This window comes from Vibrio sp. ArtGut-C1 (assembly GCF_002105475.1).
In the GTDB taxonomy this organism is placed as follows: domain Bacteria; phylum Pseudomonadota; class Gammaproteobacteria; order Enterobacterales; family Vibrionaceae; genus Vibrio; species Vibrio diabolicus.
The window spans coordinates 156,836-182,023 of record NZ_NCTH01000007.1 but is presented as its reverse complement, the minus strand read 5'-3'; the positions used below and the strand labels follow the sequence as shown (position 1 = coordinate 182,023).

The following is a 25,188-nucleotide window of genomic DNA, read 5'->3' as shown; positions in this document are numbered from 1 at the left end:
AGATGCGAATCAGTGACAATCAATTTAGCCAAATGATGCTGCAAAGCCTGCAAGGTAACAATGCAGGTCTGGGGCACGTGCTACAACAAATGACGACAGGTGAGCGTCTAACTAAGCTATCTGACGATCCAATGGCATCGATTAAGCTGCTTAATTTGGATCGTGAAAACAGTGCCATCGCCCAATATCAAAACAATATCGCAAACGTCAAAACCACGCTTTCGAGTCAAGAAACACATTTAGACTCAGTGAAAGAGAGCCTAATGAGCATGCGTGACATTGCATTGTGGGGCGCGAATGGCTCACTGACTGATCAAGACCGTACCGGTATGATCACGGAGCTAAAGAGCTATCGTGATTCAATTGAGTCGTCTTTCAATGCTCAGGATGAAGAAGGACATTACCTATTTTCAGGCACCAAAACTGACACCCCTGCTATAAACAGTGCAAGCGGTAGTTATGTCATCGAGGGCAACAGCGATAAACGTGTCGTGACGATTGCGAAAGGCGTAACGATGGATTCCAACATGACGGCAAAGGACATTTTGGACCTTGGTGGCGGCAAAAACGTACTGGATCAAATTAATAATCTAATTACAGAATTTGAGAACCCGAGTCCGAATTTCCAAGCTGAAGTGGACGCAAGCCTGAGTGCCATTGATGATACGTTGGCAAGCGTACTTGGCACGATGACGGAGATTGGTGGCCGACACAATAACCTAGATTTGGTTGGCGGTGCTCATGGTGAGAATAAACTGTTCGTCGATAAAGTATCAGGTGACCTCTCAGCTCTGGATTACGGTGAAGCATCGGTACGCTTGAGCAATTACATGGCGGCTTTGCAAGCAACACAAGCGAGCTATGTAAAGATCAATGATCTATCGTTGTTTGACCGTCTATAAGGTTAGGAAGTTCTTTTATGGTAATGAGTACAGTAGAGGTTAGACCCCATAGCATACGCTTGGGTGGGCAAGAACAAGCCTCTATCATGCCGACCCGTTCTGCAGACTCAAGTACTGCAATTAAACCGCGCCCGGCGCAAGTTCAGGCTGACACTGCGTCAGCCTACTCTGTCTCTGGGATTCAACTGACCCAGGGTCAGCAGCAAGCGACGGCAGTGCAGATCGCATCGAAATCGTTGCAGGTGATTGGCAAAGAGCTGACTCAAATTAAACGTGGTTTGACGCAAGCGGTGAATCAAGGCGTGCAAAATGTACCTGGCTTGCAGGATACATTGGTTCGTTCTAAAGCCACCATTCAGAACGTTGTGGAGCATGCTCGTTTCGACGGCCAGAAAGTGCTCAACAACGAACTGCATTTAAAGCTAGATAAAGCAGACATTCGTCGCTTTTCTATTCCTGGCTTGAACGTGCATCGCTTAAGTGACAAAGCTGAGCAAATTCGTTTGGATTTCCCTCAGGGTCAAGCGGTAATGATTCAGTTCGATGGACAAGCCGATGGTGCTCGAACTGTCAAAATGCTTGATCGAAGCTTGATTGCTTTAGGTATGCGTGCCTCATTAGCTGACGATGGCAGTATTTTATTTGAAGCCAGAGACAACGCTTATCAGCAAATGCAGCAGAAAGTGATGGTCACGGGCGAAGGGCACCGTTTTCCTGCGGGCCAGCCGAACGTTCTGAATCTAAAGTCAGAGCCAGATGGTATTGCAGAACTTGGGTTTGATTTGGCATCACGCGATGGCATGAAACAGACGATTGCCAAAGTGAACCAGCACCTAAGACAAGTGCAAACGAGCTTGCAGGAAGCGAAAGCATTTCATGGAGAGTTGAATACTCAAATGCGCTCAATTCAAAATAAAACCGCGCAGCTTTCTGTGGATGATGTGAATGCAAAACTGGATGGTTTTGTGCAGAAGTCTGGTGAGTTTACCTCGACTTTCCAAGCGTTGAATGCACAAGCAAACGTGCGTCGTCATACGGTTGTTGCGTTGCTAAAATAACGAACACTCCAATGATTCCCGGCTTTGCATCGCTATCGCCCCCCAATAACGATAACGGCGCATTGTCGGGAATCTCTCTTTAATTTGTTTATGGTTCGAGTGCTTTTGCCACCGAGCGATTCAATTTCTGGAATAACCACCCAAGCGCGATTAAAGATGCTCCTAAACCTAAGAAGCTGATTGCTCTCCAGAACCCATCCAGAGAACTAACATCCCATAAGAATACTTTTAGTGCGACAAAAGCTAAAACCACTAGGCCCACGCGCTGCATCATCAACCCTCTGTGTGTCACACCGCGCCAAGTAAGCAATCCACCCACGAGCAAACCTGCTACTGAATAACTGAACAGTTCTGCCATGCTGGTCGGTTGGTACAACATCATGGATGTGGTTTGCCAGAATTGACGGATAGACATACCTAACCAAATAGCAGCAAGTGCAAAGCCTAGGCTAGCAACCGCAAATCGATGAACCTGTAACGTATTCCAGCCTCTAAAGGTTGCGATAAGTAGGATGCAAGCTGGCAGCAACCAGCCGACGCTTAGCATATTAATGACGGGAAGTGCTTGTGCTGAGACGTTGTCAGTCACCAATGGCGACTCTGCCGTATTAAGCAAAATTATCAGCAATGCGAAGGCACACCAAAGCAGGTAGCTGTAGGCTTCATAGATGCGGCTTAAGCGTTGTGCAAATTGGCTACGGTAGCTGTACACCATACCCATAACCAACGCTTGGTTAGCAAAAACGATGGCGCTGGTGAAATCAAGGTGTCCTAAATAGCCGTACTGCCCAGTTAACCAGTAGTTGGTTTGGGTGAATAGCGCCATTAAGAATACATGCAAAAATGCGCCTTCAAACCAGTTGGTCAGTTCGAGGTCCACTTGCTTTAGCGTTGCTCGAGCATAGAGCAGGATGATGAGAGACGGTAGGTAACTCACAATAACCCAAGCCCAATGTCCTGCTTCTACGGGTTGCCATTCAGGGATGAAGGGTAAAAGTGTGAGGCGGATGACCAGTATCCCCATCGCCACTTTAATCGCCCAACTTGCGGGGCGAAATACCCCTGATTGCGTCTGCAACGCCATTACCGCAACTTGTATCGAGATTGCTGTCGTCAACCAGGTATCGCTTAACCAAACAAAGGCGACGCCTACAATTAAAGCGTGCATGACGGCTGAACATTCCAATGCTAGCGAATGCAAGCGTTTACCAAGTACAACGTAATAAACGGTCACCAATGCGCAGAATGCAGTCCAGTGCCACAGGTAGCCTTGCATAAATTCGTCGATATAAAACAACGTAATCAAACTTATTGCTGGAGCCAGTACCAACAGAAGTACGCCGCTGAGTTGCGATCGGTCACTGAGTGACTGGCAATAAGTTCGACAGCAGATCAGTGCAATACTGGTGGCCAATGCGAGTAAGATACTGGCACCATGTTCTGGCATATACAAAGCGTCAAACGCGACAGTAAGGACAACAAGTGTGGTCGCAGAGACCAATATGGAAGGCAAAAATACGCGCAATGACCAACCTGTGCGAACCGCTGGGAGCCATACTGTCGCAACGAGCAGCGCATAACAGTACACCATTTGTAGTGTGTCCAATTCTGGCATTCTAGTGACAGCCGAAAAGGTCAATAACGCAATCGCGAGAGAGGTAGCGGTCGGCGGATTTGTCCACTTATTCTGGCAGTGATGATAACGAGGATTGAGTGTCCAACCCAGTCTTGGAACGGCGAAAATAAGATAAAGAGTAATGGAGAGATAAATAGCCAGCCAAGAAAAAAGCGTCTCAAGCGGCATGCTTTCAATGAGCAACAGCATCCAAACAACATGTGGAAGCGCGATGCTTGGAGAAATCCATGCACTACGCACTTTTTGCATTAGCAATGTTGCCGCGACCGAGATCGCGCTGATATACCCAGCTAATAAGAAGTAATTAGGCTCGCTTCCACCAATCCATAACGGTGCGGTGTATCCACCAATCAGACCAAGCACCGCCATCAACGGTCCTTGCTGTAAAGATAGAGCCAAGCTACAAAATGCAGCAGCGGCTAAGATGATAAGCGAGACACTAGGCGTCAGCATTTGATAAACAACAAACGCAAAGATAACCGTGCAGTAAATGCCAGTTAGCCCGGTTCCGGTAACGGCGGCAGGCACATAAGTAAAGCCTTGGGCTCGTGTTGCTCGTTGAGGATTTTGTTGTTCTTTGCGGTGGAACCATTCGCCAACAAGCACCATAAGTAACGAGAGTACAAACGCAAAGGACACACGCATAAGTGGCGAAAACTCAATGTGACTACCAATAACCTGTACGAGATATCCCCCACCAATTAGCATTGCCAGCGCTCCCACCCAAACCAACCAGTTTTCTTGAATGTTGCTAAACAGACTCTGCACTCTACTTGGCAATATAGACTCTTGTTCTTGACTAAAAACGTCCAGTTGAACTTCGCTTGTCTGGTATTGAGCTTGATGTGTTGCGTTTGGATAAGATGCTCGGTCGGTAATCGGGTCATGCTCCTTAGAGGATGAGGAGTTTGCCTCTTTTGTTACCTCTTCAACACTGGATTGTTGGCGCGTTGGTTGGTTCGAGTCCTTATTTAGACTGACTCGCAGTGATGTTACCTCTTCACGAAGTTTGGTTAGCTCTTTTTCTAAAAGTGCTGCTCGGTTGGCGGCTTTCACTCCGATGAGGATGGCGAGCAATGCCATGAATAGTGCTAGTATTACGTACAATCCATTTCTCCTTGCGTACGTCGCGTGACACACGATTCTTAACTTTAAGCACGTACGTTAAAGCTTAGTCCAAGCGCTTTGCCTTAGCTTCATATAGTGCTAGGTTCCGCGCTTTCTTTAAGAATCATTCTACATAATGAAACTCAATGCGTAATGATGAATTCGACGAAGCGACATACTTGTGTGTCACTTTAAGACCTGATGAACAGAAATGAGTCGTTAAGTCATTGGGGTTCAACTATATTCATAATTCTGATGCGATACCCAAGTGACCTCAAAAATGTGCATTTCAGAGGCATGCTGTCGAAGAGTCGAAGGTAAACCGTTTAGTCTGCATGCCAAGTCATGCTTATTGAACCGCACGCGCGAGGTTATTTGGGTATAGCGCATTCACGCGAAAAAAGACAAAACAGGTAATGATTAATGCAAGTGGGTAATGAAGCGCTGGTTCTATCAGCGGTTGGGGTCATTGGTTTAGGTTGTCAGTGGTTGGCATGGCGATTGCGCTTACCAGCGATTTTATTTTTGCTGCTAGCTGGGTTGATTGTCGGGCCATTTATGCAGTGGTTAAATCCAGATGAGATTTTAGGGAATTTGCTCTTTCCGTTGGTTTCATTGGCGGTTGCAGTGATTCTTTTCGAAGGCAGCTTGACCCTAAACTTTAAAGAAATTCGCGGTGTGAGTGGCTCAGTCTGGAGTATCGTTTCCATCGGGGCCATCATTTCGTGGGCAGCAACCAGTATTGCGACGCACTATTTCCTCGGTTTTACTTGGGAGCTCGCCATGTTGTTCGGCAGCTTAACCGTGGTAACAGGTCCGACGGTGATCGTGCCACTTCTTCGGACGGTAAGGCCTAACAGTACGCTTGCTAATATTTTACGTTGGGAGGGGATCTTGATTGACCCACTCGGTGCGCTTTTTGTTGTGATGGTTTATGAGTTCATCGTATCGCACAGCGCGATAAATAGCGTCGAAGTGTTCGGGACGCTCATTGCCGTGGGCGTCATTCTTGGTGCGGCCTCTGGCGCAGCAGTCGCAACGATTATGCGCCGTGCGTGGCTACCGGAATACTTGCAGCCATTTGCGGTTTTGATGATCGTGCTCGGCGTATTTTCCGTCTCCAACCATATCGAGTCTGAAGCCGGATTACTCACGGTTACTGTAATGGGTATGTGGCTTGCCAACGCAAAGGGCATCAATATTCAACAAATTCTGCACTTTAAAGAGCACTTGACCATATTGCTGATCACCGGCCTATTTATTTTCCTTGCTGCACGCATCAGCTTGGATGATTTTGCTGCGCTGGGTAGTGGCGCGTTATTGCTGTTTGTATTTATGCAGTTGGTGTCGCGCCCGTTGTCGATTTTCCTCTCAACCATCCGCAGTAACTTGAGACTTAAAGATAAACTGTTTCTGTCTTGGGTTGCACCGCGCGGTATTGTCGCTGCCTCTATTTCGTCTCTTTTCGCGATCAAATTGACCGAATACGGTATTGATGAAGCGATTTTACTGGTTCCTATGACCTTCATGGTGATCATCGGAACGGTTGTTTTACAAAGTGCAACGGCACGTCCTGTCGCATTGATGTTGGGCGTCGCGGAGCCAGCACCACGCGGCTTCTTGTTGATTGGTGCTAACCGAGTAGCAAGAGAAATTGGTCAAGCGTTGGCACGCTATGACCGCCGTATATTGATGACCGATTCCAACTGGGAGTACATCAGTCAAGTTCGTATGTTGGGGCTGGATTACTACTACGGGAATCCGATTTCTAGTCACGCAGATGACAATTTGAACCTGATAGGGGTGGGACAAGTCGTTGCATTAACGCCTGACCAGCATTTCAACATTATGGCTTGCATGCAATTTGTCGACGAGTTTGGTGAAGATAAAGTTCACTGCTTGCAAAAAGTGAAAACCAACGGCAATGGTAGCGAGAAGCACTCCGTGGCTCAGGAGTACCACGGTAAATTGCTGATGGGCGGTAACGTAAGCTATACGCAGCTGGCCAGTTTGTTGAGCCGCGGTGCAGAGATAAAACACACGAAATTGAGCGACAACTTTACGTATCAAGACTATTTAGCGCATCACAAAGGGAACTCGGTAGTGCCGTTGTTCCACGTTGAAGAAAAAGGGAAAATTCAATTCTGTGATGACCCTGAGCAGTTTGCTCCAACCACCACAAGCACCGTTGTGTCTCTGATTCTGTCAGAAAGCGCAAAGTAAATTAGAGAAGTATGCGGCCCATTTTTATCGTGGTGTCTCGCACGCTGATTACTTCAACTTGGTGAAACACTCGCCTGCTTGTTTAAAACGGAAGGCGAGTTTCTCTTCCTATAATGTCAGAGTAAGTCGTGATTCATTACTGGTTTCGGAAAAGTAATCTCGTGAATTCAGAAAATTCGCATTGACGTTACTGATAAGGATCGCAATACTGCGCGACTGTTTAACTTTAGGGTGGCATTATGGCTCCGCAAACTAACCGAAAAGATTTACATCTAGACGCTGTTTTACATCATGACATGAGCATGAAGCATAAAACGGCGGGCTTTGAGTCTGTCGAGTTTGAACACTGCGCGCTGCCAGAATGTGACTTTCAGGCGATCGACCTTTCGACAGAGTTTCTTGGCCACCGACTGGCGCTGCCGTTTTTGATTAGCTCGATGACAGGTGGAGCGAAAGACGCTGAAGTGATCAATTGTCGTTTGGCTGAAGCTGCCAGTGAATTAGGCATTGCGATGGGCGTGGGGTCGCAGCGTATTAGCTTAGAAGAGCGCCAACACGCAGGTCTAGGTAAAACCATTCGTGATTTAGCCAAAGATGTGCCGCTTTATTCCAACCTTGGAGCCGCTCAGTTGCGCGACAAAGGTAAACTTGATAATGCGCAGCGTGCGGTTGAATCCATTCAAGCGGATGCGTTGTTTGTACACGTAAACCCAATGCAGGAAGCGTTTCAGAAAAATGGCGACCATAATTGGATTGGGGTCTTACACGCTATCGAGCAGCTTAAATCTCGCGTGAATGTTCCGATCATTATCAAAGAAGTCGGTTTTGGTATAAGTGGTCACGTTGCGCAGCGATTGGTTGACGCCGGTGTGGATGCCATTGACGTAGCGGGCGCGGGTGGCACAAGTTGGAGCGCGGTTGAAGGCTATTGCCAAGATAACCCGAAAATGCAGCGTGCAGCCGAACTTTTCCGCGATTGGGGCATCCCAACGGCAAAATGTTTGACTCAAATACGAGCACAGCATCCTACATTACCTTTGATCGCCTCAGGTGGTGTGCATAACGGACTTGAAGCGGCGAAAGCCATACATTTGGGCGCCAATCTCGTTGGGCAAGCGGGCGCAGTCTTGAAAGCGGCTACCATAAGCACTCAAGCGGTAGTCGAGCACTTTGAGCAAATGGCGTTAGAGTTACGTTTATCATGTTTTGGCACGGGGTCTTCTAAGATCAGCGCATTAACGCAAGCGCGCTGCCTATAGGTGTTTATGGTGTCATTTACGCAGCTTGGCTCAATAATTTTTCGGTGTCTTAACACGTAGACTGATAATTTCGTTATAGTTGATACAAAAGTCACTTCAACAAGTGACTGCTTAGTTCAGACAGTTGAATGGGCATTTGTTGAAGCGATTGAGTTTTATTTTAATATTGTTTGCAACTGGAACCTTAAATTTATGAAAAAACTAGTCATGCTGATGTTGGCGGCTTCTGCTTTAACCGCTTGTAGTGATGAAGTGGGCACTGAAGGCTGGTGTAACGACATGCGCGATAAGCCAAAAACAGAATGGACAGCAGACAACGCAGTAGACTTTGCGAAGCACTGTGTTCTTCAAGATGGTGTGGGCAGCGAGCAATGGTGTGAGAACTTGAAAGATAAGCCAAAAGGTGACTGGAGTGCAAACGAAGCCACCAGCTTTACTAAGCACTGCATTTTCTAAGCACTACACTTTCTCAACACGGCGTCTCTCATTAAGAGCGATGACTGTGTTAGACAAAATATTAAGAAAACACCAAGCGTCTTGCTTGGTGTTTTTGTATCGACAATAGCTTGAGCTCTCACGTGCTGAGCACACCTATCTTTCCTCTGAGTAGAGTGTTTTACATTTTCGTTTCATTTTTGAAAACCTGTATTACCTGCCTTTAATTTTTCGCATTGCAGTGGCATGGTGTCGGTGTATTCGTCTAATTCAATTAGATTCATAACAAAAAGGGACTCAAATGGAAGTACTCAAAGGCTCATGTCTGTGTGGTAAGGTGAAATTGGAAGTGGCAGATGAATTCAAGTACATGGGAAATTGCCATTGCTCGGAATGTCGAAAATTTACTGGCTCTGACTATTCATCGGCGGGCGGTATTGCTCTAGATAAGTTGCTCATTATCCAAGGAAAAGAGGATATTCAAACTTATCAGAAAAGCGAAAATACCATGTTATGTTTTTGTCGCCATTGTGGATCGAGCCTGTATTCGAAAAAGAACAATGGGATTGTCAATATTCGCCTAGGTGTCTTGGATGATGCTCCATCCCACAAGCCAAATTTCCATATTTTTGTCGCGTCCAAAGCGCCGTGGCTTGAGATATCGGATAACCTGACTCAGTTTGAGGCCGGGCCCAAATAGAGTAGTAGCGGAAGAGAATTATTTAGTAACAGAGGGCGTTGCAATAAGTCTGCAACGCCCTCTGCACTTTTATTTTTGAAATTAGAACAGAGATGATTATTTTGCGTCTTGCAGTTCTTCTAAGCCGCCTGCATTGTGCAGATTTGTGAACCCTTGCGATTGCAAATATTGATAGGCTTGGCCCGAGCGGTTACCACTGCGGCAATACAGCACAATCAATTGATCTTTTTTGACGTCTTTAAAATGTTTATCAAGCTCAGATAGAGGGAAATTCACCGCATTGTCTAAATGCCCCTCAGAGAACTCTTGCGGAGTGCGCACATCGACGATCATTGCGCCTTGCTCTATCAGTAGCCATCCTTGTTCCGCGCGTTCAGAAGCCGCTACATTAGGAGCGAGCAACCCTAAGCTCAGCGTTGCAAGAAACAGAGAAATTGCCTTTTTCATTCTTTCGTCATCCTTATCAAACTATGTGTGTCACTGCGTAAAATAGCCTTCATCATAGACTCATTCTGACGGATGGTGAATGAGAATTTTTGATAGAGAATTTTATTTAGTTCGATAAAAAATTTTTATTGAATTTCCCCCTTGAACTCCAATTTTTCGACCTTATTATTTTCATCGAAAACGAGCAGACGACTCGTTAATCCATCTTTATGTTCAAACTATGTCTTTTATTTTTGGTTCTAAGTAGGAGGCACTTCAAATGAAAATTCGTCCTTTAAATGACAAGCTAATTGTTGAAAGACAAGAGGTGGAAAATAAATCTGAAGGGGGAATCGTTTTAACTTCTCAGTCGGTGAAAAAACCAAACCGCGGGAAAGTCATTGCTGTTGGTTTAGGTAAACGCCTTGAAAATGGCGAACGCGCTGCGATGGAAGTCAAAGTGGGCGACCAAATCATTTTTAATGACGGTTACGGCGTGAAAACCGAGAAAATTGACGGCGCAGAATACTTGATTCTGTCCGAATCTGATGTGTTAGCAATCGTTGAGTAATTATTTTTGTAGTAGTTTTTTGAGGAGATAATTATGGCTGCAAAAGACGTATTATTTGCTAATGACGCACGTCAAAAAATGCTGAAAGGTGTGAACTTACTGGCGGACGCAGTAAAAGTGACACTAGGCCCTAAAGGCCGCAACGTTGTGCTTGATAAATCTTACGGCGCGCCAACGATCACTAAAGATGGTGTGTCTGTAGCGAAAGAAATCGAACTGAAAGACAAGTTCGAAAACATGGGCGCACAAATGGTGAAACAAGTGGCGTCCAAAGCGAATGATGAAGCGGGTGACGGTACAACGACGGCTACTGTACTGGCGCAATCTTTCATCAATGAAGGTCTTAAAGCGGTAGCCTCTGGCATGAACCCAATGGACCTAAAACGTGGTATCGACAAAGCCACTGAAGCGGCGGTTGAGAAACTACGTGAAATGTCTAAGCCATGCAGCGACAAAGAATCCATTACCCAAGTGGGTAGCATTTCTGCAAACAGCGATCGCGCGATCGGTGAAATCATTGCAGAAGCGATGGAAAAAGTGGGTCGCAATGGCGTGATTACGGTGGAAGAAGGCCAAGGTCTAGACAACGAATTGTCTGTGGTTGAAGGTATGCAATTCGACCGCGGTTACTTGTCGCCATACTTCATCACTAACCAAGAAAATGGCAGCGTAGAGCTAGACAACCCTTACATCCTATTGGTGGACAAAAAAGTCAGCAGCATCCGCGAGCTATTGCCAGTGCTAGAAGAAGTGGCGAAATCTTCTCGCTCGCTATTGATCATTGCTGAAGACATCGAAGGTGAAGCGCTAGCGACATTGGTTGTGAACAACATGCGCGGCATCGTGCGTGCGACTGCGGTGAAAGCACCTGGTTTTGGTGACAACCGTAAAGCGATGATGGAAGACATTGCGGTACTAACCGCAGGTACGGTCATCTCTGAAGAAATCGGCCTAGAACTCGAAAAAGCAACGCTAGAGCAACTAGGTAGCGCGAAGAAAGTGACCATCATCAAAGACACAACAACTATTGTGGGTGGCGCAGCAGAAGCAAGCGCGATTGCTGATCGTGTGGCTTCGATTGAAAAACAAATCGAAACAACCACTTCTCAATACGACAAAGACAAGCTTCAACAACGTGTTGCGAAGCTTTCTGGCGGCGTAGCGGTGATCAAGATCGGCGCTGCAACTGAAGTTGAGATGAAAGAGAAGAAAGACCGCGTGGACGATGCGCTACACGCTACTCGCGCAGCGGTTGAAGAAGGTATTGTTGCTGGTGGTGGTGTTGCCCTAACTAAGATCGCGAAAGAATTGGCGGATCTAAAAGGTGACAACGATGACCAAAACGTGGGTATCCGAGTTGCGCTACGTGCGATGGAAGAGCCTCTCCGTCAAATCGCAACCAACGCAGGTGACGAAGCTTCAGTCGTAGCGAATGCTGTCAAAGCGGGTGATGCCGATTACGGTTACAACGCTGCAACAGGTGAATACGGCAGCATGATCGAAATGGGTATCTTGGACCCTGCGAAAGTAACACGTTCAGCGCTTCAATTCGCGGCGTCTGTTGCTGGCTTGATGATCACGACTGAAGCGATGATCACCAACCACGTTGAAGACAAAGAACTTGATATCTAACGTTATCAATCGTTAGTGATTAAGTAGGCGTTAAAACAACAATAACATTGCAAAACCTAAGCGGGCTCGCTTGAGCCCGCGAATCAGTCATTTGAGGTAAGTGTTATGACCCGTTTACCTGCGTTTTCTTTCTCAATATCTGAGCCGGGCGGTAATGAGGCTTCGTCAACGTGGCCGACTGCTATTCACTTCCCCCTCGTTCCAGCTGGGCCAGAGTTTTCGATCGAAAATGCTCTGCCTAAACGTCCGACAGTGACGATATTCACTATCGATCTGTCTCAGTTACTTAAAGGGGACGCTCGGGCCATTCATTAACTGCATCGAAACAGCCAACGTAAGTTGGCTGTTTTTTTTTCATTTCTGGGTGTAGGTCAAATTATTGATAATGTGAATCGTTTTCGTTTGATTGTTGCTACTTGTTCAATGTGTTAGCTTAAATTGGGACTGTTCCCAAGTAAGGTAATAAAATAATGAATAAGAAAATACTGCTTCCCTTAATGTTAGGGATTTCCGCTACTGCCGCTGCTTCTGATAACAAGGTTGTAGAAAGTGTCTTGATTGATGACATCGCGCTAGAAGGTTACGTGAAAAAAAGCTATGAGGTCGTGATGCAAAGCGAGCCTGAGCTTTTCCCGTACGCGTTTCGTGGTAGCCGTGTGCAAATGAAGTTACTGGTTGAGTTATTCCATAATTCAAAGAACGACAAAAAAGCGGCTCGCGTGATCACTCTAGGGAATGGTTATGTACCAGGTAATCCGGGTGTAAAACACACTTACGATGCTGCGATTGTGGACCGTTTTACTCAAAACTACCCAGTCGCGTTCGACTACAGTATCTATCAAGCTGGTGGCACGCCGGTATTTAGTGAGGATTACTCACCGCAAAACGAAGCCAATGATGTTTCCGTATCGACAACCACGGTTGCTCCGTCTATCGGCTTAACCGCGACTGCAACACCGGGCTCAGCACCAAGTTTTTCTGGCTCGTTGACGACCGACCTGGGTGTGGCTTATACGTCTCGCTACTCAAGTAAGGATTACGTCACCGCAGCCAAACCAAAGGCTTCCATGGAACGCGGTATGGGCGTTAAGTGGACCACCTCTCTTAGCCAAATTTACACCAACGATTACCAGTACTACGGTAAATGGGCGGGTGTTTACCACTACACAGGTTGTTCAAACGAGAACCTATTACCCGAAGAGAACTTGCCGCGTTTGATCTACGGTTTCAAACCGAAATTCCAGTACGTGTTCACACCAGAATTTGAGCGCGGAGAAGAGCCAAAAACGGAGATGATCGCACGAGCTGGCATGAAAGAAGTTGAAGAAGGTTTCTCTCGCAATGCGTGTAACTGGTACGATCAAGGTACAACGAGCCACTACACTGAGGCACAAATTCGCTTCACGATTGATTGGGATACGCTAACCGTTATCACTCAATAAACGTTTCACTTATCAGACCGAAGGTTTGTGGATTGTAATGCGGCTCTAGTAGCCGCATTTTTTATGGTCGAAATCTGATCGCAAACGTATTAAGTCTTTAAGCCCAGCATCGCGCCGAAAATGACCAATCCCGCCCCACATGCTTGATTGAGTCGATGCTTAATCTTCAACAAGAAGGCTTGTAATTGGGGGGACGTGAATAAAACTGCAACGATAGAAAACCAAATGCCGTGCAGCGCAATCATATAAATCCCGTAAAACAAGGCGATATGTTGCTGACTAGAATCGGGAGAAATCACTTGGCTAAAAATACTCAGAAAAAATAGCATCGTCTTAGGATTGAGTAAATTACACAGAAATCCCTGCATGAAAAATCGCCACATTGAATACTCGCTCTGTTGAATGGTTTCTGAGTTTGACGCAGGCTGCGAGGAGAATATTCCTTTAATCCCAAGGTAGACAAGATAAGCAGCCCCAAGGTAGCGTACGAGATTAAATAACCATTCATTTTGTGAAATTAAGTAACTGATCCCCAGCATGGAGTAAGCGATGTGGATGCTTATCGCCATGCTGATACCAATCGCACTGTACACGCCAGCTTCTCGTCCTTGATTTAAACTGTTTCTTAATACCAAAACAAAGTCTGCGCCAGGGCTAATAACAATAAGCACGCCCAATAGCGCAAGAGTTACAAATTCCATATCGGTTTCCTGTTTGAATGATGAAGTCTGTGATGTAGCGGAATTGTAGGCGTCTTTGTTACTGACTATAATCGAAAAATATTCCCATATTGGTGAGAAAAGCTCACAGATGCGCCACCTAAAATCTTTCTATGTCTTCCACGTTGCGGCGAGCTCTTCAAGCTACACTGAAGCGGCTGACAAACTGAACATCACCCACGGAGCCGTGAGTAAGCAGATCAAGCAACTTGAGCAATATCTGTCGCAACCTTTGTTTTTGAAAGAGGGCAGGAAATCCGTGTTGACGGCAGAAGGCGAATTACTCAAGACATACACAAAAACGGCATTCCAAACGCTAGAAACAGGCGTGAATACACTCATTCAAGAAAAGCATCAGCATCTTGAAGTGTCTTGTGAACCGACATTAACCATGCGTTGGTTGATGCCAAGGCTTGCTGCGTTTAATGATGAACACCGTGCTGATGTTCGTTTGTCGACGGCTGGAGGCCCGGTAACATTAGGATCGACAGGGCTTTCGATGGCGATTCGTCGAGACGATTTTGCTCAGCAGCACGATTACAACAAAACCATTCTTGTGGAAGAGTGGGTGGGGCCAGTATTTTCTCCTGAGTATTGGCAATCCATTCAAGACGATTTGGATGCAGTTCGATTGTTGAATAGCCAAACTAGGCCGCATGCTTGGGCGGATTGGCAGCAATCAACGCGTTGTGAAACCTTCAACGACAATACTCAGCAATCATTTGCGCATTTTTATTTTTGCATACAAGCCGCGGTGGATGGCTTAGGCGCGGCGATGGGATCGTATCCTTTTGTTATGGACGATATTAAGCGCGGTAATTTGGTCGCGCCATTTGGTTTTGTGCTATCAGGTTGCAATTATGTTTTATTGAGCCAAGATAAAAAGCGTACAGAACTCGAACATAAATTCATCACGTGGTTACAAACGCAAATGGTAGAGTGTGTACCACTACCATCGCAGCAAAATACGCAAGGCGAATAGAAGGCGTAGAGCGTGATTACGTCAGTCAGTTTGATGGAAAAGGGCTTAGGAAATTGGAAATGGAAAACCTCAATATTGTTGAAATCAAATCATTTGTTCCAGCGAAAGATTACGCGCTCTCAAAACGTTTTTATGAGGCGATAGGCTTTGATATGGCGTCAGACTTCGGTGATGTGGCGTACTTCTCTCAAGGCAGTTGCGCGTTTCTTTTACAGAATTTTTATGAGCCAGAACACGGCAACAACTTCATGATGCACTTGCTCGTAGAAGACGCAGAAAGCTGGCATCAGCACTTATCCAAAGTAGGTCATGAAGAATTTGGTTCGCGTTTAACTGAGCTGGTCGAGCAACCTTGGGGCATGCGCGAATGTTGTTTGTTTGACCCTAGTGGCGTTTTATGGCGAATCGGTCAGAACATGAATACTGATTAACGCCAGTCCTCTTTTCACCACATTTATATCGCGCAGGTATTGAGATCTCGATACTTGCGCGTTTTGTTTTTTGCTTAACCTTGCCAACGTTTCTCGCGCACTCACGCCTTTTTCGAGGTGGTGTGTGATGGACTGACCCCAAAAAGCTCCTCAAGCAACATGGCTTTGAGTTCTGCTCTGACTTCTGCCCCACCGATTAACGCCAAAAGTGCGAGCCCGCCTGGTATGAGAATCACCATCAATATTGGTCTTAAAATATAAGAAAAGCAGAATATGGTCGGCAAGAAAATCAATCCTTGGCCTAGTTTGTTTAATATGTACATGAGCGATTCCTTTTGTTTTTATATAAAAATTGAGCGTGCTCATTTTTTTATAATTGAGCGCGCTCAATTTGTCAATGTTAGCCGCTCAAGGTATGATCCTTTCAGGCTCATTAAGCAGATACATCAATGACGAAGCGACAACAAACCAGAGACAAAATCCTAAAAGCCGCGTGGGCATCTTTTGCTCAGAATGGCTATGACATGACGACCACAAGGCAGATTGCGAGAGAAGCAGGAGTCGCCGATGGTACGGTGTTCAGCCACTTCCCGACCAAACTGTCGATTTTGCGCGAAGGGATGCTGACGCAACTGCAACAGATCAGCCAAGAAACGCTAGTCAGTGTGGAAGGCAAAACCGATATCGACATTGGTTTGGCGCTGACGGAGAAATACTATCGCTACTATTTTGCGAACGTTGAGCTGAGCCGAGCTTTGTTGAAAGAAGTGATTTGGGATTTGGATTATTATCAGTCGTTTAACCAAGCTTTGTTTCAATCTGTAAAGGGAAGCTGCGTCCTTGAGGGAAAAATACCGCTGATTTTTGACTGCTATTTTATGACGTTAATCTCGCACTTGAGCCGCGCAGAACCGGATGTTGAAGCGGCACTTGAAGAGCTTCATGCTAAGTTTCAGCAAATCATTGCGACTGCATAACATGGCCCCAACGCAGGATCTGAAAGAATATACTGCCTGTCATTTTATTTGCTGGACTCCCATTTTCTCGTTTCAGTGGGCGTCTCACCAAATAGCCGCTTGTAGCTTTGACTGAACTGCCCGAGATGAAAAAAACCAAAGTCAAAAGCGATTTCTGCAATTGTTCGATTATCTTCAGGGCTTTGTAGCACTCTACGTACTTGATTCAGCCGCATTCGGTGTATGAATTGCTTTGGCGAAGTATTACAGCAATGTTCAAAAGTGTACTGCAGTGTTCGGCGACTGACGTGCACAGCGTCACACAGTTCACTGACGGTGATCGGAGTTCTGTAATCTAAGTCGTGTAGCTGTTGCTTTATGCGGCGCATCACATGCTGACGATGAGAGATTGATATCGGGTGGCTTGCGCTTGGTGAACTGATTGAGAACAGTTCGAGTACGATGTCTTTTAAAACCACCAGATGTGTGCTGTCAGACCATCGCGACTCAGTGGGACCGAGCAAAGTACCCAAGTAGAATTTAAGTTGTTGAATGTGCTTTTCTGTTGGTCCCGCTAAGTGCGGTGTGTTGCAGCCGATACCGTCTAACTCGAGCTGTTTTTCTATGATTTGAACCAGTTTTCTGTCGAGTACTATCCCATAGATAGAAAACTGTTCAGGTGTCATTAACTCAAAATCTGCACCACCTTGTCTAAGCAAAAGCTGGCTGTGATTTAGGTGTAGCGGTTTATTTTCCGCACTCAAACCCAACCAAATTCCCCCTTCTTCAACCCTGCATTGCTGTCTTAGTGAGCGGTTACTGTCTTCACGAAATACATGGAAATTGGGAAATCGTCGTTCTCGAATTTGACCTAAAAATCGGCCATCGCTGAGTTGATCGTATTCCTGTTGCCAGTTTATTAGGCTTGCAGCTTGTTGGTTTGCATCCTTTGTGTGATGGATGCACAGCATTGGTGCGGTTTGGGGTGTTTGGTCACTCATCCTTGTGATGCTCATTCCTTTTTTGTGAGTCATGTTGGAGCAGTTTTTATGTAACTCATTGTTTATTAGTGTTTTATAAATGTTGCCAGTTTTTGATAACGCTACGGAACACATTTGGCAATACTTTCTTAAAGCTTATTGATAGTTCAGCAAAAAGCGAACCAAATAGTGAAGAGGAAGAGCAATGACGGCAACTTATCGTCGGCAACAAGGCAGTAAAGTCTATAACTTTAAGTCATTGGCAGACTTGATGGCGAAAGCGACACCGGAGCGTTCAGGTGATGCGTTAGCCGGGGTTTGCGCTCACTCAGCGGCAGAACGTGTAGTCGCACAAATGACGCTGTCTGAGTTACCACTTAAAACGTTTCTTAACGAGGCGGTCATTCCATACGAAAGCGACGATATCACTCGCCTAATTATCGATACGCATGACCTTGAAGCCTTTAAACCGATTGAGCACTTAACGGTCGGAGATTTTCGAAATTGGCTGCTGAGTGAAGAAGCCGATGGTGTAACGTTGGCTAAAATTCGTCAAGGTTTAACGCCAGAAATGGTGGCTGCAGTCAGTAAGATCATGCGCAACCAGGATTTGATTCTCGTTGCTAAAAAATGCCAAGTTGTCACGGCTTTTCGGAATACGATTGGTTTGCCGAGTCGCCTGTCTACTCGCTTACAGCCGAATCACCCCACTGATTCTCTCAACGGTATCGCAGCGACCATTTTTGATGGTCTGATGTACGGAAATGGCGACGCGGTTATCGGTATCAATCCGGCAACAGATAATGTGCCTCAAGCTATCAAGTTAATGAACTTAATGGATGAGGTGATTCAACACTATCAAATACCGACTCAGTCTTGTGTTAACTCATGTCACGAACACGATCGAAGCCATTGAAATGGGTGCACCAGTCGATCTCGTTTTTCAGTCGATAGGCGGCACGCAAGGAACGAATGATACCTTCGGAATAGACTTATCGATTTTGAAAGAGGCCCATGAAGCGGCATTGTCTTTGAATCGAGGTAGCGTAGGAAACAATGTGATGTATTTTGAAACCGGACAAGGTACAGCGTTGTCTGCGAATGCATTTCATGGGGTCGATCAACAGACTTGCGAAGCTCGTGCTTATGCTGTCGCGAAACAGTTCGATCCTTTGTTGGTTAATACAGTCGTTGGGTTCATTGGCCCAGAGTACCTGTTTGATGGCAAACAGATCATTCGTGCTGGGCTTGAAGATCATTTCTGTGGGAAGCTGCTTGGTTTACCTATGGGTTGCGACATCTGTTACACCAATCATGCCTATGCCGATCAGAATGACATGGATAACTTGCTGACACTGTTAGGCGTGGCCGAGTGCTCGTTCATCATGGGTATTCCAGGGTCTGATGACATCATGCTCAACTATCAAACTACCTCATTTCACGATGCCCTTTATGCAAGAAAAGTACTCGGTTTGAAGCCCGCACCAGAGTTTGAACAATGGTTAATGGAGATGCAGATTTTCGAGAGCGTGCAAGACGTTCGGTTAAGTGAGCAAATCTCTCGCTCGTTTTCGGGAGCAATAAATCAACTGAATAAGGGGTATTCTCATGGGTAAAGTAATCACCATTGCTCAGTCCCCACAAGATGAGTCTAAAGTTGTCACACACAACCCTTGGGGCAAGTTACGCGACTTCACCTCTGCTCGGATCGCTCTGGGTCGTAGCGGGAACAGTGTACCAACCAACGAGTTACTCTCATTTCAGCTGGATCATGCCCAAGCTATGGATGCAGTGCATTGCAGTTTGAATATTGAGTCTCTCGTTGCTGGTTTGTCGGACTCTTACTCGATTCTTGAAAATACCTTAGAGCCTCCAGTGGTAGTGAGCAGCCAAGTGAGTGATCGGCTTATGTACCTGCAAAGGCCCGATTTAGGAAGGCAGCTCAATGAATCTTCTTGGCAAACGCTCAACTCGATAGCAAATGAGCATAACACTGACATTGATCTTGCGATTGTTATTGCTGATGGACTTTCTTCCGTCGCAATTCAAAACCATGCAGTGCCTGTTGTTACTCGATTGATTTCTCTTTTAAGCGCTGATGATGAACATCAATGGAAATTCGCACCTATCACAATCGTAAAGCAAGGAAGAGTAGCGGTAGGGGATGATGTTGGTGAATGTTTTAACGCTAAGGCCGTGCTGGTTTTAATTGGAGAGAGGCCAGGTTTAACTTCTCCGGATAGCATGGGTATGTATCTCACTTGGGGGGCTAAACGAGGCTCTAAAGATTCCCAAAGAAACTGCATTTCCAATGTGCGTCCCCAGGGGCTCAACTATGACGATGCCTGTGAACGCGCATTTTACTTGCTCAAGGAGGCTCGAAAATTACAACTGTCAGGAGTGAACCTGAAAGATCGCTCCGACATCAATGAGCCAAGTGGCGCAAGCGTTGAAGATAAACACAGCGACAACTTTTTAATTTCATCAAAGTAGAAGGATTTACTATGTCTAAACATCAGGAGTACTTGGCCAAAAGGCAGCTAAAAAGAGGCACCGCAGGTTGGATTTTACTTGCTGGCTTAGGTGTCTCGTATGTTATATCTGGTGACTTCGCCGGTTGGAACTTTGGCATCGCTCAAGCAGGATGGGGAGGCTTTCTTATTGCTGCTATCGCGATGGCAGTAATGTATTTCACGCTAGTATTGTCTTTAGCTGAAATGTCTGCGGCTATTCCTGCTGCGGGTGGTGGTTACAGCTTCGCAAGACAGGCGATGGGGCCGACAGGTGGCTTTTTCACTGGCTTATCAGTTTTGATTGAATATGCGCTCGCACCTGCTGCGATAGTAATTTTTATTGGCTCAGCAGTGAATGAATTGGTTGGTATCGATGGCCCTGTTGTTTACGCACTTTTCTACGCCGTCTTTATCGCTATTCACATGGCAGGGGTTGGCGAAGCTCTCAAAGTAATGATGGTCATCAGCGGTTTGGCTGTGCTAGCTATTCTAATTACTGCTGGTGTGCTTATTGGTCACTTTGATGTGAATAACTTATTCGATATTGCTCCGGCGACGGCTCAGGCAACAGAAATCTTGCCGTTTGGGTGGTATGGCGTGTGGGCGGCGTTGCCATTTGCAATGTGGTTGTTTCTTGCGGTTGAAGGTGTACCTTTAGCGGCAGAGGAAGCAAAAAATCCGGCGAAAGATGTTCCAAAAGGCATCATTGGTGCGATGTTGTTTTTATTACTAACCGCAACTCTGGTAGTCGTTCTTTTGGCTGGTGCGGTTGGTTCAAAGGTCATAGGCGATAGCGCGGTGCCATTAGTTGACGCGCTGAAGCTTACAGGCAATTCAACGATAGCAATGGCCGTGAACTTACTTGGATTGGCTGGTCTTATCGCTTCTTTCTTCTCTATCATTTATGGTTACAGTCGCTTGGTGTTTGCGCTTTCCCGCGCGGGTTATTTGCCGCAAACTTTGTCATTAACCAGTGACAAAAAAGTGCCTTCTCGTGCGCTTTTGGTTCCGGGAGTTTTTGGGTTCTTGGTTTCTCTTACGGGGGAGGGGGACTTAATCTTGGCGATGGCTGTTGTCGGTGCGACGGTATCGTACGCATTAATGTCCTTGAGCCATATTTTATTGCGAATTAAACAGCCGGAGTTAGCTCGCCCATATAAAACGCCTGGCGGGATAATTACTTCGAGTATTTCTCTGGTGCTTTCTTTGATCGCAATGACAGGTGTTTATGCTTTTGATCCCTCAGCCTTTTTCATGACAATGGGATTGTTTCTTATCGGTGGTGTTTATTATGGGTTGTACAGCCGCAACAAATTGGTGGCAGCAACCGCCGAGGAAGAGTTTGCCATGCTTTCTGTTGCAGAATTAGAGCTTGAATCAGATGTAGCACGATAGCCATTTCAATTCTTGTTCGCCACTACATCAAGGGAGCCATGTGCTCCCTTTGTCATTTCTATCAAAAGTGCATAGCGCACAAATGCATCACTTTAACTTTATAAGTGGTTAATCATGTGAAAGTCTAGTCTGGATAACTATGGCGCAGAGCCATCACAGGTAAAGGTTAAGTTTTCAAGGAAAGATCATGATAAACAAGGTATTTAATACACTTTTGGGAACAGAGTTACCGATTATTCAAGCGCCAATGGCCGGCGTGCAAGACAGCCAAATGACCATAGCTGTCAGTAATGTTGGCGGGCTTGGCTCGTTACCTTGTGGAATGCTGAACAAAGACGCCATCGTTAAAGAACTTCAACTTATTCAACAGGCGACCAATCGACCGTTCAACCTCAACTTCTTTTGCCATGAAATGCCGGAATATGACGCCAACAAGCACGAAGAGTGGCAAAAAACGCTGCAACCGTATTTTGCTGAAGTGGGTGCAACCGTGCAGGCTCAGCCAAACGCTCCGACAAGGATGCCTTTCAATCATGATATTGCTGACGCGATTGAACCATTTACACCGCCAGTGATCAGTTTCCACTTTGGTTTGCCAGACGATGATCTGTTAGCTCGAATTAGAGGGTGGGGCGGGAAGATCCTTTCGTCAGCAACCACGGTGGACGAAGCACTTTGGCTAGAAGCAAAAGGCGTTGACGGCATTATCGCCCAAGGCTTGGAGGCTGGTGGACACCGAGGCATGTTTTTATCGGATGATTTATCCACTCAATTAGGCTTGATGGCGTTGTTACCGCAAATCGTCAAGCGCGTGAATTTGCCTGTTATTGCAGCAGGAGGAATTGCCGATAGAAATGGTGTAGAAGCCGCGCTGAAGTTAGGGGCAAGTGCCGTGCAGGTTGGCAGCGCCTATTTGTTGTGTGATGAGGCGAAAACATCGTCTTTACATCGATATGCCATTGCCAGTGAGCGCGCGCAGCATACGGCGGTGACTAATGTTTTCTCGGGCCGACCTGCACGAGGCATTGTGAATCGTGCGATGTCGGAGCTAGGCTACATCTGTGAGTCTGCGCCGAAATTCCCATATGCATCCATTGAAATGACTCAGTTAAGAGCGCTTATGGAGAAGCAAAACCGAGATGAATTTACGCCGTTGTGGTGCGGACAAAATTCGTCGGGTTGCAAAGAAGTTTCAGCAGCAGAAATGACACTATCATTAGTGGAAGGGATTGATTTGAGCTTGTGTTCCTCAGACTGATTTGGCCTGAGGAACACATTTCAAGTGAAGGTTATTGAGGCGCTTTCATCGCTTCAGATTGCTCGCCCGTCATCACGAAGTGCAACTCACCACCCGGTTTGAACTCGGAATGGTCGAAGAAGAAACCGTTATCCAAAGCTTTGCCATTGATGGTGACAGACTTGATGTACATGTTGTCATCGGCGTTGTTCTCTGTGGTGATGGTGAACGTGCCGCCTTTCACCGGAATCACTGCTTTGTCAAATAGCGGACGACCCACAGTGTAAATAGGTTCTGCTGCGTTCACTTGGTAGAAGCCTAATGCAGACATCACATACCAAGCGGACATGGCGCCCACGTCTTCGTTACCAACTACGCCTTCTGGGGCAGCGAAATACATGTCATCAAGAATGTGGTCGACGACTTGTTGCGTCTTCCATGGTTCTGCGGTCCAGTTGAATAGGTAAGGAATATGGTGTGAAGGCTCGTTACCAAACGCAACTTGACCAATCAAACCAGACATATCCGGTGTTTCAGTGCCTTGGCTTTCTGCGGTGAAGGTTGCTTCTAGGTTTTTCTGGAACTCAGCATCGCCACCCATGATGGTTTTTAAGCCCGCGATGTCATGCGGTACAAACCAAGTCCACTGCCACGCGTTACCTTCGGTGTAGTTGCCTGTCTCGTGTTCTGTGCCGTATGGGTCGAATGGCGTCATGAAGGTTTCATCAATCATCACTGGGCGCATAAAGCCCGTCACGCCATGTTCTGCGTATTCAGTTGGGTTGTAATCGAAGTATTTTTTGTAGCCTTTTGAGCGTTCAAGGTATTGCTCTTCCGCTTGAGTATCACCGGCTGCTTTGGCAATTTGTGCTATAGCCCAATCGTAGAACGCGTTTTCTAGACCGTAAGAAACAGACTCAACCGTGTAGTCTTCAAAGACTGGTTCACCATCGATACGTTGGATGGCAGGCGTGAAGCCGTTTTTCTCAATGTAATCGATGTGCTTGGTTAAAGTGCGATCCAAGACGCCTTGATCCCAATCGGCTTGTAGTGCCGGGTAGTTGTCGTAAGTCGAAGAGTCGATCGCGGCTTTCAGCGCCAACTCTTTCTCTTGTTGAGTAAACTCTTCTGGGAATTTGGTCATCGCATCCGCAATCACTGCTACCGCTGGGTAGCCAACCATGGTGCCTGTTTCGTCACCTAAGTGCTCCCATTTCGGCAGCAAGCCGCTTTCAGTGTACTTCTGAACTAGGTTCTTCGCGTATTGCACCGCGCGAGTTGGCTCTGTGATGGTTTTCAGTGGGTGTAATGCACGTTGGGTATCCCATAGAGAGTAAACCGAGAAGTTTGGCTGTTCTTCCGTTGCTTGACCGTAAGCGATGGAGTATTCCCCTTCGCCTTCACGAATTGAGCCTTTGCCCATGCCTCGGAATCGACCATCTACGTCTTGATGCACCATCGGCGCAATCTTGGTGTGGTAAAGCGCAGTGTAGAAGATCTCTTTCTGATCTTCCGTGCCCCCTTCGATAGAGAAGTTGAGCGCTTTTGCCCATTTCTCACGTGCGTTGCTGCGCGCAGTATCGAAAGAGACATTGGCTTCGGCATCGTAGTTGTTTTCTGCACCTTGTGGGTCAACCGCAGATAACGCCACTTGAGCATTCAACTCTTGTGAGCCTTCATCTTCAAATTCGATGTAGGCAGTGACGTCCGCTTTGACACGCTTAACTGGATTACCTTGGTCATCGTAAATCAATTCAGAAACATGCTCTGCCGTTAGGCCGTCAACAGGTTCGCCATTGGCAAGGATGTAAACGTCTTTGATCTTCTTATCGAAAGTCGCATAGAAGAAGATTTTTTGGTTTTTCGCCCAGCCAGAGAAGTGCGCTGCATCGCGCTCGCCTGTGATGGTATGACCGTCTTCGCTCACCGTCAGTTTGTTGCGCAGAGAGGTCGAACCCCAGTCACTGTTAAGGATGGAGTTGAGGTCAATCTTCAAACGTTGTGGTTGACCTTGCGGGTAGGTGTAACGATGGAAGCCGACACGTTCAGACGCCGTAAGCTCAGCTTTGATACCGTTCTCTGCAATCTTCACAGAGTAGTAACCCGCTTCTGCCACTTCTGAGGTTTTGTCCATCTTGACCGAAATCGCTTCGTGGTAGTCGTCGCTGTCTTCGATGTACTTGGCTTTGTCTTCGGTAAATGGCAGGAACAGAATGTCACCTAAGCCGCCCATCCCCGTGCCGGATAGGTGAGTGTGGGAGAAGCCAAATAGGGTCTTTTTATCGAAGTGGTAACCTGATGAAGAGTGCCAGCCGATCAGCTCGGTATCTGGAGAAAGTTGCACCATGCCTTCTGGCACAACAGGACCCGGGAAGGTGTGTCCGTTAAAGCCTGTCCCAATGAATGGGTCGACGTATTTTAGGTTGGAAGTATCGACGCTTGGTGAGGTGTTATTGTCGTCATCGTTGCAGCCAGCCAAATTAATAACACTTGCAATCACTGCGGTGGCGATAGCGGTTTTCGTAAAGTTCATAATCTTGATTCCTTAGGCAGGAAGCGCATCACTTCCTGCCACTGAGTTAAT

General features: G+C 46.4%; 22 protein-coding genes and 1 pseudogene. 17 read left to right on the top strand and 6 right to left on the bottom strand.

Features of this window, described 5'->3' with window-relative positions:
* Positions 1-2 precede the first annotated feature (2 nt).
* Entirely contained in the window at positions 3-902 is a 900-nt protein-coding gene (gene flgL, locus B7360_RS08715; protein WP_005395290.1) for a flagellar hook-associated protein FlgL, read from the top strand.
* A 17-nt stretch (positions 903-919) separates the two neighbouring features.
* Complete coding sequence (locus B7360_RS08710; protein ID WP_012842382.1) at positions 920-1,960, top strand: hypothetical protein; 1,041 nt, start codon at positions 920-922, stop codon at positions 1,958-1,960.
* An 88-nt stretch (positions 1,961-2,048) separates the two neighbouring features.
* Here the strand turns inward: B7360_RS08710 and B7360_RS08705 are convergent, their stop codons facing one another.
* Positions 2,049-4,679 (bottom strand): DUF2339 domain-containing protein, encoded by a 2,631-nt coding sequence (locus tag B7360_RS08705; RefSeq protein ID WP_085343313.1) that lies wholly within the window; start codon positions 4,677-4,679, stop codon positions 2,049-2,051.
* Between the two features lie 447 nt (positions 4,680-5,126).
* On the opposite strand from B7360_RS08705, the gene B7360_RS08700 reads away from it, so the two are divergent.
* The 4 genes from B7360_RS08700 to B7360_RS08685 all read left to right on the top strand — a co-directional run bounded on the left by B7360_RS08700 (position 5,127) and on the right by B7360_RS08685 (position 9,320).
* On the top strand, positions 5,127-6,926 hold the full coding sequence (locus tag B7360_RS08700) for a sodium:proton antiporter (RefSeq protein ID WP_005395287.1): 1,800 nt from the start codon (positions 5,127-5,129) through the stop codon (positions 6,924-6,926).
* 239 nt (positions 6,927-7,165) lie between these two features.
* Positions 7,166-8,185, top strand: coding sequence for a type 2 isopentenyl-diphosphate Delta-isomerase (fni, locus tag B7360_RS08695; RefSeq protein ID WP_006741316.1), 1,020 nt, complete (start codon positions 7,166-7,168; stop codon positions 8,183-8,185).
* A 192-nt stretch (positions 8,186-8,377) separates the two neighbouring features.
* Positions 8,378-8,641, top strand: coding sequence for a DUF3012 domain-containing protein (locus B7360_RS08690; RefSeq protein ID WP_005395285.1), 264 nt, complete (start codon positions 8,378-8,380; stop codon positions 8,639-8,641).
* A gap of 280 nt (positions 8,642-8,921) precedes the next feature.
* Entirely contained in the window at positions 8,922-9,320 is a 399-nt protein-coding gene (locus B7360_RS08685) for a GFA family protein (RefSeq protein ID WP_005395284.1), read from the top strand.
* A 96-nt stretch (positions 9,321-9,416) separates the two neighbouring features.
* On the opposite strand, the gene B7360_RS08680 is transcribed toward B7360_RS08685, so the two are convergent.
* On the bottom strand, positions 9,417-9,767 hold the full coding sequence (locus tag B7360_RS08680; RefSeq protein ID WP_085343312.1) for a rhodanese-like domain-containing protein: 351 nt from the start codon (positions 9,765-9,767) through the stop codon (positions 9,417-9,419).
* A 259-nt stretch (positions 9,768-10,026) separates the two neighbouring features.
* Between B7360_RS08680 and B7360_RS08675 the strand changes: the two genes are divergently transcribed.
* The 4 genes from B7360_RS08675 (at position 10,027) to B7360_RS08660 (ending at position 13,391) form a co-directional block, all read left to right on the top strand.
* The gene (locus tag B7360_RS08675; protein ID WP_085343311.1) at positions 10,027-10,317 is read left to right on the top strand and encodes a co-chaperone GroES; all 291 of its coding nucleotides are present in this window, start codon (positions 10,027-10,029) and stop codon (positions 10,315-10,317) included.
* Between the two features lie 33 nt (positions 10,318-10,350).
* On the top strand, positions 10,351-11,949 hold the full coding sequence (gene groL, locus B7360_RS08670; protein ID WP_085343310.1) for a chaperonin GroEL: 1,599 nt from the start codon (positions 10,351-10,353) through the stop codon (positions 11,947-11,949).
* A 105-nt stretch (positions 11,950-12,054) separates the two neighbouring features.
* A complete protein-coding gene (locus B7360_RS08665) occupies positions 12,055-12,264 on the top strand; it encodes a hypothetical protein (RefSeq protein ID WP_085343309.1) in 210 nt (69 codons plus the stop codon).
* Between the two features lie 155 nt (positions 12,265-12,419).
* A complete protein-coding gene (locus B7360_RS08660) occupies positions 12,420-13,391 on the top strand; it encodes a leukocidin family pore-forming toxin (RefSeq protein WP_006741319.1) in 972 nt (323 codons plus the stop codon).
* Between the two features lie 89 nt (positions 13,392-13,480).
* Here B7360_RS08660 and B7360_RS08655 read toward each other — a convergent pair whose 3' ends face one another.
* The gene (locus B7360_RS08655) at positions 13,481-14,092 is read right to left on the bottom strand and encodes a LysE family translocator (RefSeq protein ID WP_031812114.1); all 612 of its coding nucleotides are present in this window, start codon (positions 14,090-14,092) and stop codon (positions 13,481-13,483) included.
* Positions 14,093-14,201: 109 nt separating this feature from the next.
* On the opposite strand from B7360_RS08655, the gene B7360_RS08650 reads away from it, so the two are divergent.
* Together B7360_RS08650 and B7360_RS08645 are read left to right on the top strand one after the other, a co-directional pair.
* Positions 14,202-15,092, top strand: a complete 891-nt coding sequence (locus tag B7360_RS08650) for a LysR family transcriptional regulator (protein WP_062888890.1) — start codon at positions 14,202-14,204, stop codon at positions 15,090-15,092.
* 59 nt (positions 15,093-15,151) lie between these two features.
* The gene (locus B7360_RS08645; RefSeq protein ID WP_005395273.1) at positions 15,152-15,523 is read left to right on the top strand and encodes a VOC family protein; all 372 of its coding nucleotides are present in this window, start codon (positions 15,152-15,154) and stop codon (positions 15,521-15,523) included.
* 101 nt (positions 15,524-15,624) lie between these two features.
* Here the strand turns inward: B7360_RS08645 and B7360_RS08640 are convergent, their stop codons facing one another.
* Positions 15,625-15,846, bottom strand: coding sequence for a hypothetical protein (locus tag B7360_RS08640; RefSeq protein ID WP_025791583.1), 222 nt, complete (start codon positions 15,844-15,846; stop codon positions 15,625-15,627).
* A gap of 126 nt (positions 15,847-15,972) precedes the next feature.
* Here B7360_RS08640 and B7360_RS08635 point away from each other — a divergent pair, with 126 nt between their 5' ends.
* Positions 15,973-16,500 carry a TetR/AcrR family transcriptional regulator gene (locus B7360_RS08635; protein ID WP_085343308.1) on the top strand — a complete coding sequence of 176 codons (528 nt, stop codon included), beginning with the start codon at positions 15,973-15,975 and terminating at the stop codon, positions 16,498-16,500.
* Positions 16,501-16,544: 44 nt separating this feature from the next.
* Here B7360_RS08635 and B7360_RS08630 read toward each other — a convergent pair whose 3' ends face one another.
* On the bottom strand, positions 16,545-17,480 hold the full coding sequence (locus tag B7360_RS08630) for a helix-turn-helix domain-containing protein (RefSeq protein ID WP_085343307.1): 936 nt from the start codon (positions 17,478-17,480) through the stop codon (positions 16,545-16,547).
* Between the two features lie 184 nt (positions 17,481-17,664).
* On the opposite strand from B7360_RS08630, the pseudogene B7360_RS08625 reads away from it, so the two are divergent.
* The 4 genes and pseudogenes from B7360_RS08625 (at position 17,665) to B7360_RS08610 (ending at position 22,625) form a co-directional block, all read left to right on the top strand.
* Positions 17,665-19,075, top strand: a pseudogene (locus tag B7360_RS08625) (ethanolamine ammonia-lyase subunit EutB).
* The gene (gene eutC, locus B7360_RS08620; protein ID WP_085343306.1) at positions 19,068-19,952 is read left to right on the top strand and encodes an ethanolamine ammonia-lyase subunit EutC; all 885 of its coding nucleotides are present in this window, start codon (positions 19,068-19,070) and stop codon (positions 19,950-19,952) included. The pseudogene B7360_RS08625 and the gene eutC overlap by 8 nt, the downstream one beginning before the upstream one ends.
* An 11-nt stretch (positions 19,953-19,963) precedes the next feature.
* Positions 19,964-21,367 (top strand): ethanolamine permease, encoded by a 1,404-nt coding sequence (gene eat, locus B7360_RS08615; RefSeq protein ID WP_085343305.1) that lies wholly within the window; start codon positions 19,964-19,966, stop codon positions 21,365-21,367.
* A 187-nt stretch (positions 21,368-21,554) separates the two neighbouring features.
* The gene (locus B7360_RS08610) at positions 21,555-22,625 is read left to right on the top strand and encodes a nitronate monooxygenase family protein (protein ID WP_085343304.1); all 1,071 of its coding nucleotides are present in this window, start codon (positions 21,555-21,557) and stop codon (positions 22,623-22,625) included.
* Positions 22,626-22,656: 31 nt separating this feature from the next.
* On the opposite strand, the gene B7360_RS08605 is transcribed toward B7360_RS08610, so the two are convergent.
* Positions 22,657-25,137, bottom strand: coding sequence for a GH92 family glycosyl hydrolase (locus B7360_RS08605; protein ID WP_085343303.1), 2,481 nt, complete (start codon positions 25,135-25,137; stop codon positions 22,657-22,659).
* Positions 25,138-25,188 lie beyond the last annotated feature (51 nt).

Excerpts from the sequence above, each read along its gene's own strand:
- groL (WP_085343310.1), top strand. The coding sequence starts at position 10,351 with ATGGCTGCAAAAGACGTATTATTTGCTAATGACGCACGTCAAAAAATG.
- B7360_RS08650 (WP_062888890.1), top strand. The coding sequence starts at position 14,202 with ATGCGCCACCTAAAATCTTTCTATGTCTTCCACGTTGCGGCGAGCTCT.
- B7360_RS08700 (WP_005395287.1), top strand. The coding sequence starts at position 5,127 with ATGCAAGTGGGTAATGAAGCGCTGGTTCTATCAGCGGTTGGGGTCATT.
- eat (WP_085343305.1), top strand. The coding sequence starts at position 19,964 with ATGTCTAAACATCAGGAGTACTTGGCCAAAAGGCAGCTAAAAAGAGGC.
- B7360_RS08710 (WP_012842382.1), top strand. The coding sequence starts at position 920 with ATGGTAATGAGTACAGTAGAGGTTAGACCCCATAGCATACGCTTGGGT.
- B7360_RS08680 (WP_085343312.1), bottom strand. The coding sequence starts at position 9,767 with ATGAAAAAGGCAATTTCTCTGTTTCTTGCAACGCTGAGCTTAGGGTTG.
- B7360_RS08605 (WP_085343303.1), bottom strand. The coding sequence starts at position 25,137 with ATGAACTTTACGAAAACCGCTATCGCCACCGCAGTGATTGCAAGTGTT.
- B7360_RS08660 (WP_006741319.1), top strand. The coding sequence starts at position 12,420 with ATGAATAAGAAAATACTGCTTCCCTTAATGTTAGGGATTTCCGCTACT.
- B7360_RS08610 (WP_085343304.1), top strand. The coding sequence starts at position 21,555 with ATGATAAACAAGGTATTTAATACACTTTTGGGAACAGAGTTACCGATT.
- B7360_RS08655 (WP_031812114.1), bottom strand. The coding sequence starts at position 14,092 with ATGGAATTTGTAACTCTTGCGCTATTGGGCGTGCTTATTGTTATTAGC.
- B7360_RS08640 (WP_025791583.1), bottom strand. The coding sequence starts at position 15,846 with ATGTACATATTAAACAAACTAGGCCAAGGATTGATTTTCTTGCCGACC.
- flgL (WP_005395290.1), top strand. The coding sequence starts at position 3 with ATGCGAATCAGTGACAATCAATTTAGCCAAATGATGCTGCAAAGCCTG.
- B7360_RS08690 (WP_005395285.1), top strand. The coding sequence starts at position 8,378 with ATGAAAAAACTAGTCATGCTGATGTTGGCGGCTTCTGCTTTAACCGCT.
- B7360_RS08645 (WP_005395273.1), top strand. The coding sequence starts at position 15,152 with ATGGAAAACCTCAATATTGTTGAAATCAAATCATTTGTTCCAGCGAAA.
- B7360_RS08675 (WP_085343311.1), top strand. The coding sequence starts at position 10,027 with ATGAAAATTCGTCCTTTAAATGACAAGCTAATTGTTGAAAGACAAGAG.
- B7360_RS08630 (WP_085343307.1), bottom strand. The coding sequence starts at position 17,480 with ATGAGTGACCAAACACCCCAAACCGCACCAATGCTGTGCATCCATCAC.
- fni (WP_006741316.1), top strand. The coding sequence starts at position 7,166 with ATGGCTCCGCAAACTAACCGAAAAGATTTACATCTAGACGCTGTTTTA.
- B7360_RS08685 (WP_005395284.1), top strand. The coding sequence starts at position 8,922 with ATGGAAGTACTCAAAGGCTCATGTCTGTGTGGTAAGGTGAAATTGGAA.
- B7360_RS08635 (WP_085343308.1), top strand. The coding sequence starts at position 15,973 with ATGACGAAGCGACAACAAACCAGAGACAAAATCCTAAAAGCCGCGTGG.
- eutC (WP_085343306.1), top strand. The coding sequence starts at position 19,068 with ATGGGTAAAGTAATCACCATTGCTCAGTCCCCACAAGATGAGTCTAAA.
- B7360_RS08665 (WP_085343309.1), top strand. The coding sequence starts at position 12,055 with ATGACCCGTTTACCTGCGTTTTCTTTCTCAATATCTGAGCCGGGCGGT.
- B7360_RS08705 (WP_085343313.1), bottom strand. The coding sequence starts at position 4,679 with ATGGCATTGCTCGCCATCCTCATCGGAGTGAAAGCCGCCAACCGAGCA.